Here is a 16,939-nt window from a genome sequence, read left to right as displayed (position 1 = left end):
GGCTGCGTCAGAGGGCGGCGCTAGCCGCCGCCCACCGGTCGAGCACGCCGCGCGCCCGGCCGTCGTCGATGGCCGCGGCGGCCAGGTCGACGCCGGCACGCAGCCGGCTGACGAGGTCGCCGTCGCCGGTCCCCGTGCCGGGGAGGCTGCCGTGCGCGACGAGCGCGGCGGCGGAGTTGAGCAGGACGGCGTCACGGACCGGGCCCGTGGCACCGTCGAGGATGTCGCGGGCGACACCGGCGTTGAAGGTCGCGTCCGCGCCGCGCAGGTCCGCGACGGTCGCCGGTGCGAGGTCGAAGACCTCCCGGGTGTCGATGACGTGCTCGGTGACCTCACCGTCGGCGACGTGCCAGACCCGGCTGGCCGCCGTCGTCGTCAGCTCGTCCAGCCCGTCCTCGCCACGGAAGACGAGCCCGCGCGTCCCCCGGCGCGCGAGCACTCCCGCGACGAGCGGGGCGATGCGCCGGTCGGCGACGCCGATCGCCGCCGCCCGCGGACGGGCGGGGTTGGTGAGCGGGCCCAGCACGTTGAAGGCCGTGGCCACGGCCAGCTCACGGCGCGCGACGGCCGCGTGCCGCATCGAGGGGTGGAACGTCTGGGCGAAGCAGAAGGTGATGCCCACCTCGCGGAACACCGCCTCGACCTGCCGGACCTCCATGTCCAGGCGTACCCCGAGCTGCTCGAGGACGTCCGCGGAGCCGCTCGCCGAGCTCGAGGCCCGGTTGCCGTGCTTGACCACCGGCACGCCCGCGCCGGCGATGACGAGCGAGGACATCGTGGAGATGTTGACCGTGCGGGCACGGTCACCGCCGGTACCGACGATGTCGACGACGTCGTCGGGCACGTCGATCGGCACGGAGTGCGCGAGCATCACGTCGGCCAGGCCGGTGAGCTCGGTCACCGTCTCGCCCTTGGCGCGCAGCGCGACGAGGAAGCCCGCGAGCTGGACGGGGCTCGCCAGGCCCGACATCACCTGGTCCATCGCCCAGCCGGTCTGCGTGGCGCTCAGGTGCTCACCGGCGACGAGCGAGGTGATGAGGTCCGCCCAGGTGGGCTGGACCGGCTCGACACCCTCCACGGTCACCGACGACCGCCCGAGCGCAGCAGTCCGGCCACGACCTCCTGGATCTCGATCGGGTCCACCGGCGCCTGGACGATCGCGTCGGCCTGCGCCCACGTCGCAAGCCACGCGTCCTGCGGGCGTGCGGTGAGGATGACGACCGGCGGGCACTGGTACATCTCGGACTTCAGCTGCCGGCTCACCGCCATTCCACCGGCCTTGGCGGCCTCGCCGTCGAGCACGAGGAGAGTGAAGTCACCCTCCTTGGCCTTCATGACCACACCCTCGTGCGTGGCCGCCTCCGTCCACCGGATCCGCGGGACGTCGACCGCGGCGCGCCGGCCGATGGCCCGGCGGACCTGCTCGCGGGTCGTGACGTCGTCGCTGTAGAGCAGCACGTCCACGACGTCGGTGTCGGTGGTGGCGGCTGCGTCGGGCTGCGCGGGCGTCATCGTCGTCCTCCAGGTTCGCTCGGTACACACCGCGCGGCGCGGTGACCTCCTCGAATGGTAGTCACGGCGCGGGACCGTGACGCACATCCCGGCCCAGGGGCACGCCGCCGATGCGTGAATGAGACGAACCGGACACCGGTACCACCGGCGTGTTGCCTCGTGACCGGATCGGGACCAAGGACTCAGGCGCGGGATGTCGCGGAACTCCTACGGTGGGGACGGCGCGAGGGAGGAATCGCACGGCCCCGGAGTGGTCACCAGGGCGAACTTTCGGGCCATAATGGCAATCGTGTCGTCTACTACGGCTGCTCCGAGCGCCCCCCACGTGAACGTCAACCGGCCGAACGCAGTGTCGGTCGGCACCATCGTGTGGCTGTCCAGCGAGCTGATGTTCTTCGCTGGTCTCTTCGCCATGTACTTCACCCACCGGTCGGTGTCGGCGGAGATCTGGCCCGAGAGCTACTCGATGCTCAACATCCCCTGGGCGCTGACCATCACCCTGGTCCTCGTCGCCAGCTCGGTGACCGCGCAGATGGGCGTGTTCGCCGCCGAACGCTTCCAGCCGCGCCGTACCGGCAAGCTGCTCGACGTCCGTCGCTGGGGCATGGAGGAGTGGTTCGTCCTCACCTTCATCATGGGCGCGTTCTTCGTCGCCGGTCAGGCCTTCGAGTACGCCGAGCTCGTCTCGCACGGCCTCACGGTGGCCTCCAGCCCCTACGGCTCGGTCTTCTACATCATGACGGGCTTCCACGCCCTCCACGTGCTCGGCGGGCTCATCGCCTTCCTCTTCATCCTCGGCCGCTCCTTCGCGGCCAAGCGCTTCGGCCACTACGAGGCCACCGGCGCAGTCGTCGTGTCCTACTACTGGCACTTCGTCGACGTCGTCTGGGTCGCGATGTTCTTCATCATCTACTTCCTCGAGATGTTCTAGAGCACCGCGCGACCTGCCCCCGGTTCCACCCGCAACGCCAGAGAAGGACTCATCACCGTGAAGGCACTCGCCGCCAGCAGAAGGCACCGGCTCGCGCCGGTCGTCCTCCTGCTCCTGGCCCTGATCCTCACGGGGGTGGCGTACTCCGCCGTCACCTCCGAGCCGGCCAACGCCCAGGCCGCCAGCCAGGACATGATCGAGGAAGGCGAGGCGCTGTTCCGCTCGAACTGCTCCACCTGCCACGGCCTGGACGCCCAGGGCACCGACCTCGCACCGTCGCTGGTCGGCGTGGGCGCGGCCTCCGTGCACTTCCAGGTGTCCACCGGCCGCATGCCGATGGCGAACAACTCCCCGCAGGCCGAGCGCAAGGACCCGCAGTTCAACGAGGAGCAGACGGCCGCGATGTCCGCGTACGTCGCGAGCCTCGGCCCCGGTCCCGCCATCCCCTCCTCGGAGCAGGTCGACCCCGAGCTCGGTGACGCCGCCAACGGCATGGAGCTGTTCCGCACGAACTGCTCGATGTGCCACAACGCCGTCGGCGCCGGTGGTGCGCTGACCGAGGGCAAGGTCGCCCCGCCGCTCGACGAGGCGACCGCCACCCAGATCTGGGAGGCCATGCGCATCGGACCGCAGTCCATGCCGGTCTTCAACGAGGCGTCGGTGACCGACGAGGGCGCCCGCGACGTCATCGCCTACATCATGGAGCAGCGAGAGGTCTCCCCCGGCGGTCTCACCCTGGGCAACCTCGGCCCCGTCTCCGAGGGCTTCTGGATCTGGCTCGTCGGGATCGGCGGCATCATCGGTATCGCAGTGTGGATGGGAGCACGGTCCTCGTGAGCACGAATCGCCCCTCTGGTGACCTCACCCCCGCCACGGGCGGGGCACCGGTCGCCGACGTCCCCGATCGCTTCGAGGACCCGGGCCTGCCGCACCACCCCGAGCGCATGGCGGACCGTGACCCCAAGGCCGCCAAGCGCGCCGAGCGCCAGGTCGTCACCCTCCTGCTCGTCTCGATCCTCGCCTCCATCGGCGGCATCGTCGGCTTCCTCTTCATCCCGGTCGGCACCACGCTCCTGGACGTGCGTCTGTCGACGATCGCGCTCGGCGTCGGGCTGGGCCTGGGCATGCTCGGCATCGGCCTCGCCGCGGTCCACTGGTCCAAGACGCTCATGTCCAACACCGAGTACGTCGAGCAGCGCAAGCCCGCAGCCTCCTCCCCCGAGGTGCGCGAGGAGGCCGTCGCCAAGCTCGAGATCGGCGTCGCCGAGTCCGGCATCGCCCGCCGTCCCGTCCTCAAGGGCGCACTCGTCGGTGCCGCGGCCCTCGCGCCGCTGCCCTTCGTCGTCCCGTTGGTCGGCGAGCTCAGCCCCTCGTGGGACACCCGCAAGTTCCGCCACACCGCCTGGGGCGACGTGCCCGAGGGCACCGGTGGCCGCCTGCCCGACGGCACCCTGGGCCGTCGCCTCGCGACCGACCCGGACAACCGCCTCATCCGCGCCGCCGACGTCACCAACGGGTCGGCCTTCCAGGTCATCCCGCACGGCATCAGCGACCAGGAGCACTACCTGGAGGAGAAGGCCAAGGCGGTCGTGTTCATGACGCGCATCGACCCCAGCGAGCTCAACATCTCCCCCGAGCGCCGGGACTGGAGCTACGACGGCATCATCGCGTACTCCAAGGTCTGCACCCACGTGGGCTGCCCCGTCGCCCTCTACGAGCAGCAGACTCACCACCTGCTCTGCCCCTGCCACCAGTCCACCTTCGACCTCGCCAACGAGGCCAAGGTGGTCTTCGGACCGGCCAACCGCGCCCTGCCCCAGCTGCCGATCACCGTGGACACCGAGGGCTACCTCGTGGCGCGGTCGGACTTCCACGAGACCGTGGGCCCGAGCTTCTGGGAGCGCGAGCGAATGGATGAGAACCGATGAGCACCACCGCGGCTCGCAAGCCCAGCAAGGCGGCACCGGCCGCTGACTACCTCGACCAGCGCACCGGCATCGGCAAGGCCGTCAGGGAGTTCGCCCGCAAGGTCTTCCCGGACCACTGGTCCTTCCTCCTCGGCGAGGTCGCGCTCTACAGCTTCATCGTGCTCGTGCTGTCGGGCTTCTTCCTCACGATGTTCTTCGTGCCCAGCATGGGACACGTCACCTACCCCGAGGACGCGCTGCCTGAGGCGATGCAGAACGTGGGGATGTCCGAGGCCTTCGCCTCGACGCTGAGGATCTCCTTCGAGGTGCGCGGCGGGCTGCTCATGCGGCAGATCCACCACTGGGCCGCCCTGCTGTTCGTCGCGTCGATCGTCGCGCACATGCTCCGCGTGTTCTTCACCGGCGCGTTCCGCAAGCCTCGTGAGCTCAACTGGCTCATCGGCTTCACGCTGATGATCCTTGCGCTGCTCGCCGGCTTCTCCGGCTACTCGCTGCCCGACGACGTCCTGTCCGGCAACGGCCTGCGCATCGCCGACGGCGTCGCACGAGCCATCCCGATCATCGGCTCCTACGCCTCCCTCGCCCTCTTCGGTGGGGAGTTCCCGGGGACCGACATCGTGCCGAGGCTGTTCACCATCCACATCCTCGTCGTGCCCGGTCTGATCATCGCGCTGGTGACGGTCCACCTCATCCTCGTCGTGGTCCACAAGCACACGCAGTACCCCGGGCCCGGCAAGACCGAGAAGAACGTCGTGGGCTACCCGGTCCTGCCGGTGTACGCCGCCAAGGCCGGTGGGTTCTTCTTCATCGTCTTCGGCTTCCTCGCCCTCCTCGGCGGCCTCGTCTCGATCAACCCGGTGTGGATCCACGGGCCCTACGATCCCTCGCCTGTGGGCGCGGGTGCCCAGCCAGACTGGTACATGCTCTTCCTCGAGGGTGCCCTGCGCCTGATGCCGGGCTTCGCCGAGTTCACGATCTTCGGCTACGTCCTGTCGCTCAACGTGCTCATCCCCGGTGTGGTCGTGCCGGGCATCCTGTTCACGGCGCTCGCCCTGTGGCCGTTCCTCGAGGCCGCCGCCACCAAGGACCGCGGCGAGCACCACGTCCTGGACCGCCCGCGCAACGCACCGGTCCGCACGGGCGTCGGCGTCGCGATCGTCACCGCCTTCATGGTGCTCAACGTCGCCGGTGCCAACGACCTCATCGCCACCCACTTCGAGCTCTCGCTCAACGGCATCACGTGGTTCCTGCGGATCGCCCTCTTCGTCGCGCCGGTCTTCGCGTTCTGGCTCACCAAGCGCATCTGCCTGTCGCTGCAGCGGCGCGACCGTGAGCTCGCGCTCCACGGCCACGAGACCGGCCGGATCGTGCGGATGCCCACCGGTGAGTTCCTCGAGGTGCACCAGCCCCTCACGCAGGAGGAGCGCTGGCTGCTCGTCCACCACGAGGCCGACCGCATGCTGGAGATCGACCCGCCCGAGGACGAGAACGGCGTGCGACGCCCCGGCTACGGCAAGGACAAGCAGCTCCAGCGCCTGTCCCGGTTCCTCTACGAGGACCGTGTCGAGCCGGTCGACCCGGCCGAGCTCGCGGCCGCGCACGCCGAGCACGGAGGCCACGGCAACGGGACGCACGGCGAGGTCGAGGAGGGTGGCCTGCACGCCGCCTTCGACCGCCCCGAGCAGCAGGACCGTGCGGCCATCGGCGCCGGTCGCGGGACCGATGGGCGGAACACCACGACGTCGTCGTAAGTTAGACCCATGAGTGCATGTGCCCGGCATCACTGCCGGGCACATGCCGTATGTACGCCGGTGCACCCGCACCGGGACGACCCTGAGGAGGACACATGACCGTGTACACCCTGCCGGATCTCCCGTACGACTACAGCGCCCTCGAGCCGCACATCAGCGGCAAGATCATGGAGCTGCACCACGACCGTCACCACAAGACCTACGTCGACGGCGCGAACACCGCGCTCGAGAAGCTCGCCGCCGCGCGCGAGAGCGGCGACAACGCGGCGATCAACCTCTACGAGAAGAACCTGGCCTTCAACCTCGGTGGCCACGTCAACCACACGGTGTTCTGGAACAACCTCTCCCCCGAGGGCGGGGGCGAGCCCGAGGGCGAGCTGGCCGAGGCCATCAAGGACCAGCTCGGCTCCTTCGAGGGCTTCAAGGCGCAGTTCACCGCCAACGCGACGAGCATCCAGGGCTCCGGCTGGTCCGTGCTGGCCTGGGACTCCATCGGGCAGAAGCTGTCGATCTTCCAGCTCTTCGACCAGCAGGGCAACGTCCCGCTCGGCCTGACCCCGGTACTCATGCTCGACATGTGGGAGCACGCCTTCTACCTCGACTACCTCAACGTCAAGGCGGACTACGTCAAGGCGTTCTGGAACATCGTCAACTGGCGCGACGTCGCCGCTCGCCTCGAGCGCGCACGCACCCAGACGGCGGGCCTCATCACCCCCGTCACGGTCGTCTGACGCGTCCCTGACGCCCGCGAAGGCCCGGAGCTCCCTTGGGGGCTACCGGGCCTTCGTCGTCCCGCGGCACCGCCCGCGCGGCCCCCGGCTCGCGCGCGCCCCGGCACGCGCGACAGCGCGCCCCGGACGCACGATGCGCCCGCCGGGCCACCGTGCGCCTCGTAGACGACACGCACAGTGGTCCCGGCGGGCGCACAGTGGTCGCGGCGGGTGCCCAGAGGGAGCCTCGCGGCAGCCGGACACGCTCCCCGACCGTGCGCCCGCTGCTTCCACCATGCGCCCCGTAGACGGGGCGCACAGTGGCCCACGGGGCGCATGGTGCGGGCGTGGGCGGCAGGCTGCGTGGTCGTAGAGACGCCGACGGGCGGCACTCCGGGTGGAGTGCCGCCCGTGGGGACGTGAGATCAGCTCAGTGGGCGTGCTGACCGCGGGAGAACTCGTAGGTGTGGCCGACCAGACCGATGACGCCGATGACGACGCCGATCCCGAAGATCCACCAGCCGATCGCCACGCCGGCGAACGTCACCGCCGCGGCCACGCCGAGGACCAGCGGCCACCACGAGTGCGGCGCGTACACACCGATCTCACCGGCGTGCTCGTCGACGTCGCTGACCGGGTTGTCCTCCGGGCGCGGGTCGACGCGGCGGGCGAGCAGGGCCAGGTAGAAGCCGGAGAGCCCGTAAAGCCCCACGAGAAGGAACAGGGCGACGGTACCGATCGGCTCCCAGCCGGTCCAGAAGCCGTAGAGCAGCGAGACCGGGAGGAAGAAGCCCACACCGGCGATGAACAGCCACTTCTCCACGCTCAGGGGCTTGGGGTGCTCGGCGGACTGCTCGCCGGGTGCGCGGTCGTGCTCGCGTGCCATCAGGCCTTGCCCTTCTTCTCGTCGTCGTCCTCACGCTCGAGCGTGGCCGTGGACGTGTGTCCCGGCTGCGGCTGGGAGGCGGCGTCCCCGCCACCGGTGCGCTGGGCGTCGCCCAGCGCCTGCTCGAGGACGCCCTGGTCCGGGACCGCCGCCTGGTCCATCGCCGCGACCTCGGGGTGGTGCAGGTCGAACGCCGGACGCTCGGAGCGGATACGGGGCAGGGAGGTGAAGTTGTGCCGCGGCGGCGGGCAGCTCGTAGCCCACTCGAGGGAGTTGGCGAAGCCCCACGGGTCGTCGACGAACACGGTGCGCGGACCACGGGAGGTCACGTAGACGTTCCACAGGAACGGGAGCGTCGACAGCGTCAGCAGCGCCGCACCGACGGTCGAGACCTGGTTCATCAGCGTGAAGCCGTCCTCGACCATGTAGTCGGCGTAGCGGCGGGGCATGCCCTGCGCGCCGAGCCAGTGCTGGATGAGGAAGGTGCCGTGGAAGCCGAGGAAGAGCATCCAGAAGTGCACCTTGCCGAGACGCTCGTTGAGCATCCGCCCGGTCATCTTCGGCCACCAGAAGTAGAAGCCCGCGAACATCGCGAAGACGACGGTGCCGAAGACCGTGTAGTGGAAGTGCGCGACGACGAAGTAGGAGTCGTGGACCTGGAAGTCCATCGCCGGGCTGGCGAGGATGATGCCGGTGACGCCACCGAAGAGGAAGGTGACGATGAAGCCCAGCGACCACAGCATCGGCGTCTCGAAGGTGAGCTTGCCGCGCCACATCGTGCCGATCCAGTTGAAGAACTTCACGCCGGTGGGCACGGCGATGAGCATCGTCATGAGGGCGAAGAAGTCGAGCAGCGCGCCGCCGGTCGTGTACATGTGGTGGGCCCACACGGTCATCGACAGGGCGGCGATCGCGATGGTCGCGAAGACGATGCCCTTGTAGCCGAAGAGCGGCTTGCGGGAGAAGACCGGCAGGACCTCGCTGATGATGCCGAAGAACGGCAGCGCGATGACGTACACCTCAGGATGGCCGAAGAACCAGAACAGGTGCTGCCACAGCAGCGCCCCGCCGCTCTCCGGGTTGAAGATCTGCCCGCCGAGGATGCGGTCGAAGGCCAGGCCGAACAGCGCCGCCGCGAGGATCGGGAAGGCCATGAGGACGAGCAGGGAGGTGATGAGGATGTTCCAGGTGAAGATCGGCATCCGGAACATCGTCATGCCGGGCATGCGCATCGTGATGATCGTCGCGATGAAGTTCACGGATCCGAAGATCGTGCCGAAACCGGTCAGCCCGATGCCGAGGACCCACAGGTTCCCGCCCAGCCCCGGTGAGAACGGCTCGAGGGAGAGCGGGGTGTAGGCCGTCCAGCCGAAGCTCGCCGCGCCCTTCGGGGTGAGGAAGCCGGCCAGCGCGATGAGCCCGCCGAAGAGGAACAGCCAGTAGGCGAACATGTTGAGCCGCGGGAAGGCGACGTCCGGGGCGCCGATCTGCAGCGGCACGAAGACGTTCCCGAACCCCGTGAACAGCGGCGTCGCGAAGAGGAACAGCATGATCGTGCCGTGCATGGTGAAGAACTGGTTGTACTGCTCCTTGGACTGGAACAGCGTCATGCCGGGGTCGAAGAGCTCCAGGCGCATCGCCATCGCCAGCACGCCGCCGATGAGGAAGAACCCGAAGGCGGTGATGAGGTAGAGGTACCCGATGACCTTGTGGTCGGTGGAGGTGACCCAGCTGACGACCGTCCGGCCCAGGCTCTGGCGCTCGGGCCGCAGCCCGGGCACCAGCTCGGTGCGTGCCTCGTCGGTGGTGGCCATCAGTTGTTCCCCGTTCCGTCCTGCAGGTAGCCGCGCTGGTCGTACACGCGGTTGTACTCCTCACCGCGCACACCGACGTTGCCGGCCTCGCGCAGCGCGTCCATCTGGGCGTCGTAGGTCTCGCGGTCGACGACCTCGACGTTGAAGAGCATCTCGGAGTGGAACTCCCCGCACAGCTCGGCGCACTTGCCCTGGTAGACGCCCTCCTCCTGGGGGGTGACCTGGAAGGAGTTCGTGTGGCCCGGGATCATGTCGATCTTGAAGAGGAACGCGGGGATCCAGAACGAGTGCTGGACGTCGCGGGAGTCGACGATGAACTCCACGGTCTCCCCGACCGGCAGGTACAGGGTCGGGAGGGTCTCCTCGACACCCTCCTCACCGGTGAGCTGGACGCGGCCGCCCTCGGAGAACACGCCGTCGTCGAGGTAGTTGAAGTCCCAGCTCCACTGCTTGCCGTAGGCCTGGATCGTGAGGTCCGGGTCCTCGCTCACGTCGGTGAGGTCGTCGGTGACCTGGTTGGAGTAGAAGTACAGCACCCCGATCATGAGGATCGGCACGACGACGTACATGAGCTCCAGCGGCACGTGGTAGCGCAGCTGGACCGGCAGCGCGTTGTCGTTCTTGCGCTTGCGGTAGGCCACGACGCACCAGATCGTCAGGCCCCACACGATGACACCGACGGCGAGGGCGGCGACCCAGGCGCCGCTCCAGTGGTCGATGATCGTCTCGGTCTTGTCGGTCAGGCCTGGCTGGGAGGGCAGGAAGCCGTTCTGCGGGGCGCCGAGCTCGGCACAGCCGGCGAGGGTGAGGGCCGCCACGAGGCCCAGGACTACCAGTCGCCACCCGCGGGGCGAGCGGCTACCGGAGGACGGTGATCGCACTTCAAGACCTTCCGACACGACGCGTTTAGGGCATTTCAGACAGGACCTACGTCCCTTCGGTCACCTTACCGCGAACACTGCCCTGGTACGCGAAACGGCCCGCCGGGCCAGGGGTGTAACCCTGGTCCCAACGGGCCGCGGCGAAGGTCCGCCTGTGGCGTGTCCTTAGTGGAAGGAGTCGCCGCAGGCGCAGGAGCCGCCCGCGTTCGGGTTGTCGATCGTGAAGCCCTGCTTCTCGATGGTGTCGGCGAAGTCGATCGTCGCGCCGGCGAGGTAGGGCACGCTCATCCGGTCGACGATGACCTCGACGCCGCCGAAGTCGCGCACGGCGTCACCGTCGAGGAGACGCTCGTCGAAGTAGAGCTGGTAGATGAGGCCGGAGCAGCCGCCGGGCTGCACGGCGATCCGCAGCCGCAGGTCGTCACGACCCTCCTGCGCGAGCAGGGTCTTGACCTTCTGGGCGGCGACGTCGGTGAGTTCGATCTCGTGCGTCGGGACCTCGGTGGGCGTCGTAGCCGTCGTCTCGCTCATGCTCACATCTCCGCTGTCTTTGGGGCAGTACAACCGGGCCAACCACGGCGCGGCCGCGATTGTTCCCGTCCAGCCTACGCCCCGAGCGCCCAGGTGCGCGCAAGACGTCGGGCCCACTCCTCCAGCGCGTCGACGCCGCCGGGCCCGGTCTCGTAGGTGGCGCTGATCCCCGCACGTGCGACCTCCCGCCGGGAGGTGTGCACCTCCTCGGCGAGGACGACGACGGGCAGCCCCAGCTCCATGGCCGCTCGGCCCACCGTCGCGACCACGGAGGCGTCCACCGCGGGAGCGTCGAGCACCGCCGTGGCCGTGAGGACGACGTCGGTGCGTGCCATCTCCTCGGCCAGCCCGACGGCGGTCGCGACGACGTCCGGGCCGTGGAGGAGCCGCCCGCCCAGGACGGTGAGCGCGTAGGCCGCCCCTCCCCCTGCACCGGCCCCGTCGGCCCGGCCCGGGCGGCTGGGCCCGCCGTGCTCGTGGCCGCCGGGCAGGAGGGTCGGACGGGCGGGCAGCCCGCGTCCGAGGCGTTCCAGGCGCGCGGCGAGCTCACCGGTGCGGGTGTCCAGCCGCTGCGCCTCGGCGGACCCGAGACGGTCCGCGAGCAGCGCGCCGGCACCGTGCAGGCCCAGGAGCGGCACCTGCGTCGCCGCGGCGACGACGACGTCGGCCCCGGCCAGCACACGGTGCGCCGACGCGAGGACGTCCCCGTCGATGTCCGCCTCCGGGGAGGCACCGGCGAGGGTGCGGACCAGCCCCGCACCGCCGTCGTGGGTGGCGGACTCCCCCAGCCCGACGACGACGCGCCCGGCGCCGAGGTCCCGTGCGGCGAGGAGCAGCTCACCGAGCCCGGCGCTGCTGCCCTCCTCCGCGTGCCGCAGCTCCTGACCCGCGGGGACGAGCTGGCGTCCGAGCACCTGGCCGGCCTCGACGTAGGCGGTCCCACCGCCGGTGCCCGGCACGTGGAGCAGCGTGGCGGGCACCGGCTCCCCGAGCGGTCCGCGCGCGGTGACCGAGACGAGCTGTCCCCCGCGGGCGGTGTGGACGGCGTCGAGCAGGCCCGCGGCGCCGTCGGACATCGGCAGGGCGCGCACCTCGGTGTCCGGGGCGGTGCGCAGCCACCCGCGCCGGACGGCGGCCGCGACCTGTGCGGCGCTCAGCGCACCGGACAGCGCGCCGGGGCTCACGAGCAGACGCACGCGACCTCCTGGCCTCGACGGGGCGCGGTCACAGGCGGTCGGCGAGGCGGGCGAGGAGCAGCGCCTCGGCGAGGACGACCTTCTCCAGCTCGCCCAGGTGCACCGACTCGTTCTCCGAGTGGGCACGGGAGTCGGGGTCCTCCACGCCGGTGACGAGGATCGCGGCCTCGGGGTACACCTCGGCGAGGTCCGCGATGAACGGGATGGAGCCGCCGACGCCGAGGTCGACCGGCTCGGTGCCCCACGCCGTGGTGAAGGCCCAGCGGGCGGCCTGCATGGCGGCGGAGTCCTCGGGCGCCTGGAAGGCCTGCCCGGTCTCCCCCGGCGTCACGGTGACGCGGGCGCCGAAGGGGGCGTTGGTCACGAGGTGGTCGTGCAGGGCGCGCTCGGCGGCCGCCGGGTCCTGCCCGGGCGCGATGCGCATGGACAGCTTCGCGCGGGCGGCGGGGATGACGGTGTTGGAGGAGTGGTCCACGCTCGTCGCGTCGAGGCCGATGAGGGAGATCGCCGGCTTGGTCCACAGCCGCGCGGCGAGCGGGCCGGTCCCGGCGAGGCGGACGCCGTCGAGCACGCCGGCGTCGGCGCGGAAGTCCGCCTCCGGGTAGTCGACGGCGGCGTGGTCGGTGGCGACGAGGCCGGGGACGGCGACGTTGCCGTCGTCGTCGTGAAGGGTGGCGACGAGGCGCGACATGAGCGTGAGCGCGTCGAGGACCGGGCCGCCGAACATGCCGGAGTGGACGGCGTGGTCGAGGACGGTCAGCTCGACGGTGCAGTCGACGAGCCCGCGCAGGGACGTGGTGAGGCCCGGGACGCCGACCTTCCAGTTGGAGGAGTCGGCGACGACGATGACGTCGGCGGCCAGCCGGTCGAGGTAGGTCTCGAGGAAGGTGCGGAACGTCGGGGAGCCGATCTCCTCCTCGCCCTCGCTGAAGACGGTGACACCGACACCGAGCTCGTCACCGAGCACCCGCAGCGCCCCGACGTGGGCCATGATCCCGGCCTTGTCGTCGGCGGCGCCGCGGCCGTAGAGCCGTCCGTCCCGCTCGGTGGGCTCGAAGGGCGCCGAGGTCCACGCGGCGGCGTCGCCGGGCGGCTGCACGTCGTGGTGCGCGTAGAGCAGGACGGTGGGGGCGCCCGCCGGCGCGGGCCTGTGGGCGAGCACGGCGGGGGCGCCGGGGCGGCCGTCGGGCCCCGTGACCCGCACGACCTCGACCTCGGGCAGGCCGGCGTCGCGGAAGAGCTGTGCGACGGCGGCGGCGCTGTCCTCCAGGTGCTGGGCGTCGAAGGCGGGCGCCGAGACGCTGGGGATGCGCACGAGCGACTCGAGGTCGCTGCGGATGCTGGGGAACTCGGCGGCGGTGCGGGTGGTCAGGTCCTCGATGGTCACCGGGGCAGCCTAGCCGCGGCTGCGGGCGCCGGGTCAGACGGGGCCGGCAGCGCGGGCGTGCTCGACGGCGGAGCGGGCGCCCTCCGTCCACGGCTCACCGTGCCCCGGCAGCACCGTGCCGGCGCCGGTGTCCGCGATGGCGTCGAGGGACGCCAGGTTGAGGGCGGAGTCCGCCGTCGCCGCGCCGGCGACGATGCGCGGGCCGGTCCGCGCGGTGTACGGGTCCAGGGTGACGAGCGCGTCACCGGAGATGACGACGTCGCGGTCGGGCAGGTGGAGGGCGACGTGCCCGGCGGTGTGCCCGGGCGTGGCGATGACGTGCGGCAGGCCGGGCACGTCGAGGATCCCGCCGGTCTGCAGCGTCCGGACGCCGGTGGTGCCGCGCACGAGGGGCAGCCCCGCCAGGAGCATCGCGGTGAGGATCGGCACGGCCGCCGGGTGGCGGACGGGGTAGATCGCCCGCGGGTTCTCGTGGGCGTAGGAGAAGGGGTGGGCCACGAGGTGGTGCTCCGCCGCCGCGGCCCACACCGGCACGCCCCGCCCCTGGACCTTGCGGACCACGCCGACGTGGTCGAAGTGCGCGTGGGTGAGGACGAGCGCCCGCAGGTCACGGGGGCGGCGGCCGATCGCCCGGATCGCCTCGCCCAGCGGCCGCCACACCGCGGGGAGGCCGGCGTCGACGAGCGTGACGCCGTCGTCGTCCTCGACGAGGTAGCAGTTGACGTGCGCGTGGGCGACGCGGTGGACGCCGGGGGCGACCTCGCGGACGGTGGCACTCATGGATGCTCCCCTTCGTCGGTCGGGCCTCGGCGCCTGTGCGGGACACGCCGCGCCGTCCACTATCGCCCGGACCACCGGGCGCCGCACCCGGGCAGCGCCCGCGGTCGACTACCCTCGAGGGGTGATCGGACGGAGCAAGAAGGAGACCCCGGCGCCCGCCCCCGCGCCGGAGGTGACGCCCGCGGGCAAGGGCCGCCCCACCCCCAGGCGCAAGGAGGCCCAGGCGCGCAACCAGCGTCCGCTGGTCCCGACCGACCGCAAGGTGGCCAAGGCGGAGGAGCGCAAGCGCCGCAACGAGCTGTACGCCAAGCAGCAGGAGGCCATGCGTACCGGTGACGAGCGCTACCTGCCGGTGCGGGACAAGGGCCCGGTCCGGCGCTGGGTCCGCGACTACGTCGACGCGCGCTTCAGCCCCAGCGAGTACTTCCTCCCGCTGGCGATGGCCTCGATCGTCCTGCTCTTCTTCGCGTCGGTCGTCCCCGAGGTCGCCGTCATCGGCATGGTCGTCATGTACGTCGCCTTCGCGATCTCCCTCGCCTTCGCGATCGGCCTGTCCCTCGTCATCAAGCGCAAGCTCAAGGCGCGCTTCGACGAGGACCAGATCCCGCGGTTCACCGGCATCTACGCCTTCAGCCGGCTCTTCCAGCCCCGGTTCCTCCGCGCGCCCAAGCCGCAGGTCAAGCGGGGCGAGCGGCGGGACTGACCCGCGCGGCTGGCTACCCTTGCGGGGTGCGCCTGTACCGCCTGGTCTTCCGGTCCCTCCTCCTCCGCACCGACCCCGAACGGGCTCACGAGCTCGCGCTGCGTCTGGTCCGTGGCGTCGCGGCCACCCCGCTCGCGGCCCACGCCGTGCGCGCCACGCTCGGACGCCCGCCGGCCACCCGGGTGACGACGGCGCTGGGCCGGCCGGTCCCGGGCGTGCTCGGGCTGGCGGCGGGGATGGACAAGGACGCCCGCTCGGTGCTGGGTATGGACATGCTCGGCTTCGGGCACGTCGAGGTGGGGACCATCACCGCGCACGCCCAGCCGGGCAACGAGCGTCCGCGCATGTGGCGCCACCCCGAGGAGGGGGCGCTGCGCAACCGGATGGGCTTCAACAACGCGGGCGCACAGGCGGCGGCCGAGCGGCTGCGGGCCCTGCGCAGCACCCGCCGGGGACGGTCCGTCGTCGTCGGGGTCAACATCGGCAAGTCGCGGGTGACGCCCGTGGACGACGCCGTGGGCGACTACGCGACCAGCGCCCGGCTCCTCGCCCGCTGGGCGGACTACCTCACGGTCAACGTCTCCTCCCCCAACACCCCCGGCCTGCGTGACCTGCAGTCGGTCGACGCGCTGCGCCCCATCCTCACCGCCGTGCAGCGGGAGGCGGACGCCGCCGCGGCCCGCCGCGTCCCGGTCCTCGTCAAGGTGGCCCCCGACCTCTCCGACGACGACGTCGCGGCCGTCGCGGACCTGGTCACCGAGCTGTCGCTGGCCGGCGTCGTCGCGACGAACACGACCATCGCGCACGACCACGGTCCCGGTGGACTGTCCGGTCGCCCGCTGCGGCCCCGCGCGCTCGAGGTCGTCCGGCTGCTGCGGGCGCGGCTGGGCCCGGACGCCGTCGTCGTCGGCGTCGGCGGCATCGACGACGTCGCCTCCGCGCGCGCGATGCTCGACGCCGGCGCGGACCTGCTCCAGGCCTACTCGGCCTTCGTCTACCAGGGCCCGTCGTGGCCGGGCGCGGTGAACCGGGCGCTGGGGCGCCGCTGAGTCAGCGGCCCTCGTTGGCGCGCGCCACCCGTCCGGGGCTCGAGCGCCACAGCCAGAAGAGGCCGAGGACCGGCAGGACGAGCGGGACGTACCCGTACCCGCTGCCGAAGTGCGACCACACGGTGTCGCGGGGGAAGAGACCGGGCTGGGCGACGCTGAGGATGCCGACGGCGACGACCCCGAGGAGCTCGATGGTCACGGCCGTCCACGCCAGGCGGCGCATGCGGCGCCCGTTGTGGGCGAGGGCGACCGCGGCGGCGACGTAGACGAGGGCCGCGAAGGCCGACAGCCCGTAGGCGAGCGGTGCCTCGGCGGCGTCCCTCACGAGCTGGACGCCGGCGCGGGCGGAGGCCGCCAGCGCGAAGACGACGTAGACGGCGACGACGAGGAGCCCGGCACCGCGGGCGGGCGGGCGGTCGTCGGTGGCCGGTGCGGCGTGCACCGGCTGCTTGCTCATGCCTGCCACAGCTGCCACATCCGAAGCTCCATGACGATGATGGTGAAGGCCGCGACGACCAGGACGACCGAGCTCCAGCGGGTCCGCTCGACGAACGCCGCCAGCGCCGCTCCCGGCAGGAGCATCATCGCGACGAGCAGGTAGCCCCACAGGAGGACCGGGTCGCTCGTGAGCGAGCCCGTCACCTGCTCCACCGCGAGGACGAGGCCCTGGACGACGAGCGCCCCCTCGACCACGCCCCCCGCGATGAGCTGGCGCAGCACGACCGCGCGGTCGGTCACCGCGAAGACGAGTGCCCACACACCGAGCGCGGCCGCAAGGACCGAGACGATGAGAGCGACGGGGAGCACCGCGTCATCCTAACGGCGCGGGAAGCGGCGCCCCGGCGCGCCACGACGTGCCCTGACGGTCCGGATAGCATCG

Annotated in this window: 18 protein-coding genes; 7 read left to right on the top strand and 11 right to left on the bottom strand. The window is 71.4% G+C overall.

Annotation, left to right across the window (positions count from 1 at the left end; all coding sequences use genetic code 11):
• Window positions 1-7: 7 nt before the first annotated feature.
• Both trpD and DSZ44_RS02295 read right to left on the bottom strand, forming a co-directional pair.
• Window positions 8-1,084 (bottom strand): anthranilate phosphoribosyltransferase, encoded by a 1,077-nt coding sequence (gene trpD, locus DSZ44_RS02300; protein WP_110850949.1) that lies wholly within the window; start codon window positions 1,082-1,084, stop codon window positions 8-10.
• Entirely contained in the window at window positions 1,081-1,512 is a 432-nt protein-coding gene (locus DSZ44_RS02295; protein WP_110850948.1) for a response regulator transcription factor, read from the bottom strand. Before DSZ44_RS02295 ends, trpD begins: the two co-directional genes overlap by 4 nt.
• Before the next feature lie 280 nt (window positions 1,513-1,792).
• On the opposite strand from DSZ44_RS02295, the gene ctaE reads away from it, so the two are divergent.
• The 5 genes from ctaE to DSZ44_RS02270 all read left to right on the top strand — a co-directional run bounded on the left by ctaE (window position 1,793) and on the right by DSZ44_RS02270 (window position 6,853).
• On the top strand, window positions 1,793-2,443 hold the full coding sequence (gene ctaE, locus DSZ44_RS02290) for an aa3-type cytochrome oxidase subunit III (RefSeq protein WP_110850947.1): 651 nt from the start codon (window positions 1,793-1,795) through the stop codon (window positions 2,441-2,443).
• A 57-nt stretch (window positions 2,444-2,500) separates the two neighbouring features.
• A complete protein-coding gene (gene qcrC / locus DSZ44_RS02285; RefSeq protein WP_110850946.1) occupies window positions 2,501-3,280 on the top strand; it encodes a cytochrome bc1 complex diheme cytochrome c subunit in 780 nt (259 codons plus the stop codon).
• On the top strand, window positions 3,277-4,371 hold the full coding sequence (gene qcrA, locus DSZ44_RS02280) for a cytochrome bc1 complex Rieske iron-sulfur subunit (RefSeq protein ID WP_258369161.1): 1,095 nt from the start codon (window positions 3,277-3,279) through the stop codon (window positions 4,369-4,371). The genes qcrC and qcrA overlap by 4 nt, the downstream gene beginning before the upstream one ends.
• A complete protein-coding gene (qcrB, locus tag DSZ44_RS02275; RefSeq protein WP_110850945.1) occupies window positions 4,368-6,122 on the top strand; it encodes a cytochrome bc1 complex cytochrome b subunit in 1,755 nt (584 codons plus the stop codon). Before qcrA ends, qcrB begins: the two co-directional genes overlap by 4 nt.
• Before the next feature lie 95 nt (window positions 6,123-6,217).
• Entirely contained in the window at window positions 6,218-6,853 is a 636-nt protein-coding gene (locus DSZ44_RS02270) for a superoxide dismutase (protein WP_110850944.1), read from the top strand.
• 409 nt (window positions 6,854-7,262) lie between these two features.
• On the opposite strand, the gene DSZ44_RS02265 is transcribed toward DSZ44_RS02270, so the two are convergent.
• The 7 genes from DSZ44_RS02265 to DSZ44_RS02235 form a co-directional block, all read right to left on the bottom strand.
• Window positions 7,263-7,718 carry a cytochrome c oxidase subunit 4 gene (locus tag DSZ44_RS02265; RefSeq protein WP_258369160.1) on the bottom strand — a complete coding sequence of 152 codons (456 nt, stop codon included), beginning with the start codon at window positions 7,716-7,718 and terminating at the stop codon, window positions 7,263-7,265.
• Window positions 7,718-9,532: an aa3-type cytochrome oxidase subunit I gene (ctaD, locus tag DSZ44_RS02260; protein ID WP_110850943.1), complete on the bottom strand. Its 1,815-nt coding sequence runs from the start codon at window positions 9,530-9,532 to the stop codon at window positions 7,718-7,720. The genes DSZ44_RS02265 and ctaD overlap by 1 nt, the downstream gene beginning before the upstream one ends.
• Window positions 9,532-10,413, bottom strand: a complete 882-nt coding sequence (gene ctaC, locus DSZ44_RS02255; protein WP_441316594.1) for an aa3-type cytochrome oxidase subunit II — start codon at window positions 10,411-10,413, stop codon at window positions 9,532-9,534. Before ctaC ends, ctaD begins: the two co-directional genes overlap by 1 nt.
• Window positions 10,414-10,578: 165 nt before the next feature.
• Window positions 10,579-10,944: a HesB/IscA family protein gene (locus tag DSZ44_RS02250; RefSeq protein WP_110850942.1), complete on the bottom strand. Its 366-nt coding sequence runs from the start codon at window positions 10,942-10,944 to the stop codon at window positions 10,579-10,581.
• A gap of 74 nt (window positions 10,945-11,018) precedes the next feature.
• Complete coding sequence (locus tag DSZ44_RS02245; RefSeq protein ID WP_181424507.1) at window positions 11,019-12,140, bottom strand: glycerate kinase; 1,122 nt, start codon at window positions 12,138-12,140, stop codon at window positions 11,019-11,021.
• A gap of 28 nt (window positions 12,141-12,168) precedes the next feature.
• Entirely contained in the window at window positions 12,169-13,527 is a 1,359-nt protein-coding gene (locus DSZ44_RS02240; protein ID WP_110850940.1) for a dipeptidase, read from the bottom strand.
• A gap of 33 nt (window positions 13,528-13,560) precedes the next feature.
• Window positions 13,561-14,307, bottom strand: a complete 747-nt coding sequence (locus DSZ44_RS02235) for an MBL fold metallo-hydrolase (protein WP_110850939.1) — start codon at window positions 14,305-14,307, stop codon at window positions 13,561-13,563.
• A gap of 121 nt (window positions 14,308-14,428) precedes the next feature.
• Between DSZ44_RS02235 and DSZ44_RS02230 the strand changes: the two genes are divergently transcribed.
• Complete coding sequence (locus tag DSZ44_RS02230; RefSeq protein ID WP_258369158.1) at window positions 14,429-15,010, top strand: DUF3043 domain-containing protein; 582 nt, start codon at window positions 14,429-14,431, stop codon at window positions 15,008-15,010.
• A gap of 26 nt (window positions 15,011-15,036) precedes the next feature.
• Window positions 15,037-16,059, top strand: a complete 1,023-nt coding sequence (locus DSZ44_RS02225) for a dihydroorotate dehydrogenase (RefSeq protein WP_502530276.1) — start codon at window positions 15,037-15,039, stop codon at window positions 16,057-16,059.
• Window position 16,060: 1 nt separating this feature from the next.
• Here DSZ44_RS02225 and DSZ44_RS02220 read toward each other — a convergent pair whose 3' ends face one another.
• On the bottom strand, window positions 16,061-16,516 hold the full coding sequence (locus DSZ44_RS02220) for a hypothetical protein (RefSeq protein ID WP_110850937.1): 456 nt from the start codon (window positions 16,514-16,516) through the stop codon (window positions 16,061-16,063).
• A complete protein-coding gene (locus DSZ44_RS02215; RefSeq protein ID WP_110850936.1) occupies window positions 16,513-16,866 on the bottom strand; it encodes a hypothetical protein in 354 nt (117 codons plus the stop codon). Before DSZ44_RS02215 ends, DSZ44_RS02220 begins: the two co-directional genes overlap by 4 nt.
• Between the last annotated feature and the right edge of the window lie 73 nt (window positions 16,867-16,939).

It is taken from the genome of Georgenia satyanarayanai, from assembly GCF_900116375.1.
In the GTDB taxonomy this organism is placed as follows: Bacteria; Actinomycetota; Actinomycetes; order Actinomycetales; family Actinomycetaceae; genus Oceanitalea; species Oceanitalea nanhaiensis.
This window is presented reverse-complemented; position numbering and strand designations above follow the sequence as displayed.

Coding starts and splice junctions, on each gene's coding strand:
- DSZ44_RS02295 (WP_110850948.1), bottom strand. CDS start 1,512: ATGACGCCCGCGCAGCCCGACGCAGCCGCCACCACCGACACCGACGTC.
- ctaE (WP_110850947.1), top strand. CDS start 1,793: ATGGCAATCGTGTCGTCTACTACGGCTGCTCCGAGCGCCCCCCACGTG.
- qcrB (WP_110850945.1), top strand. CDS start 4,368: ATGAGCACCACCGCGGCTCGCAAGCCCAGCAAGGCGGCACCGGCCGCT.
- DSZ44_RS02270 (WP_110850944.1), top strand. CDS start 6,218: ATGACCGTGTACACCCTGCCGGATCTCCCGTACGACTACAGCGCCCTC.
- DSZ44_RS02265 (WP_258369160.1), bottom strand. CDS start 7,718: ATGGCACGCGAGCACGACCGCGCACCCGGCGAGCAGTCCGCCGAGCAC.
- ctaD (WP_110850943.1), bottom strand. CDS start 9,532: ATGGCCACCACCGACGAGGCACGCACCGAGCTGGTGCCCGGGCTGCGG.
- DSZ44_RS02250 (WP_110850942.1), bottom strand. CDS start 10,944: ATGAGCGAGACGACGGCTACGACGCCCACCGAGGTCCCGACGCACGAG.
- DSZ44_RS02235 (WP_110850939.1), bottom strand. CDS start 14,307: ATGAGTGCCACCGTCCGCGAGGTCGCCCCCGGCGTCCACCGCGTCGCC.
- DSZ44_RS02220 (WP_110850937.1), bottom strand. CDS start 16,516: ATGAGCAAGCAGCCGGTGCACGCCGCACCGGCCACCGACGACCGCCCG.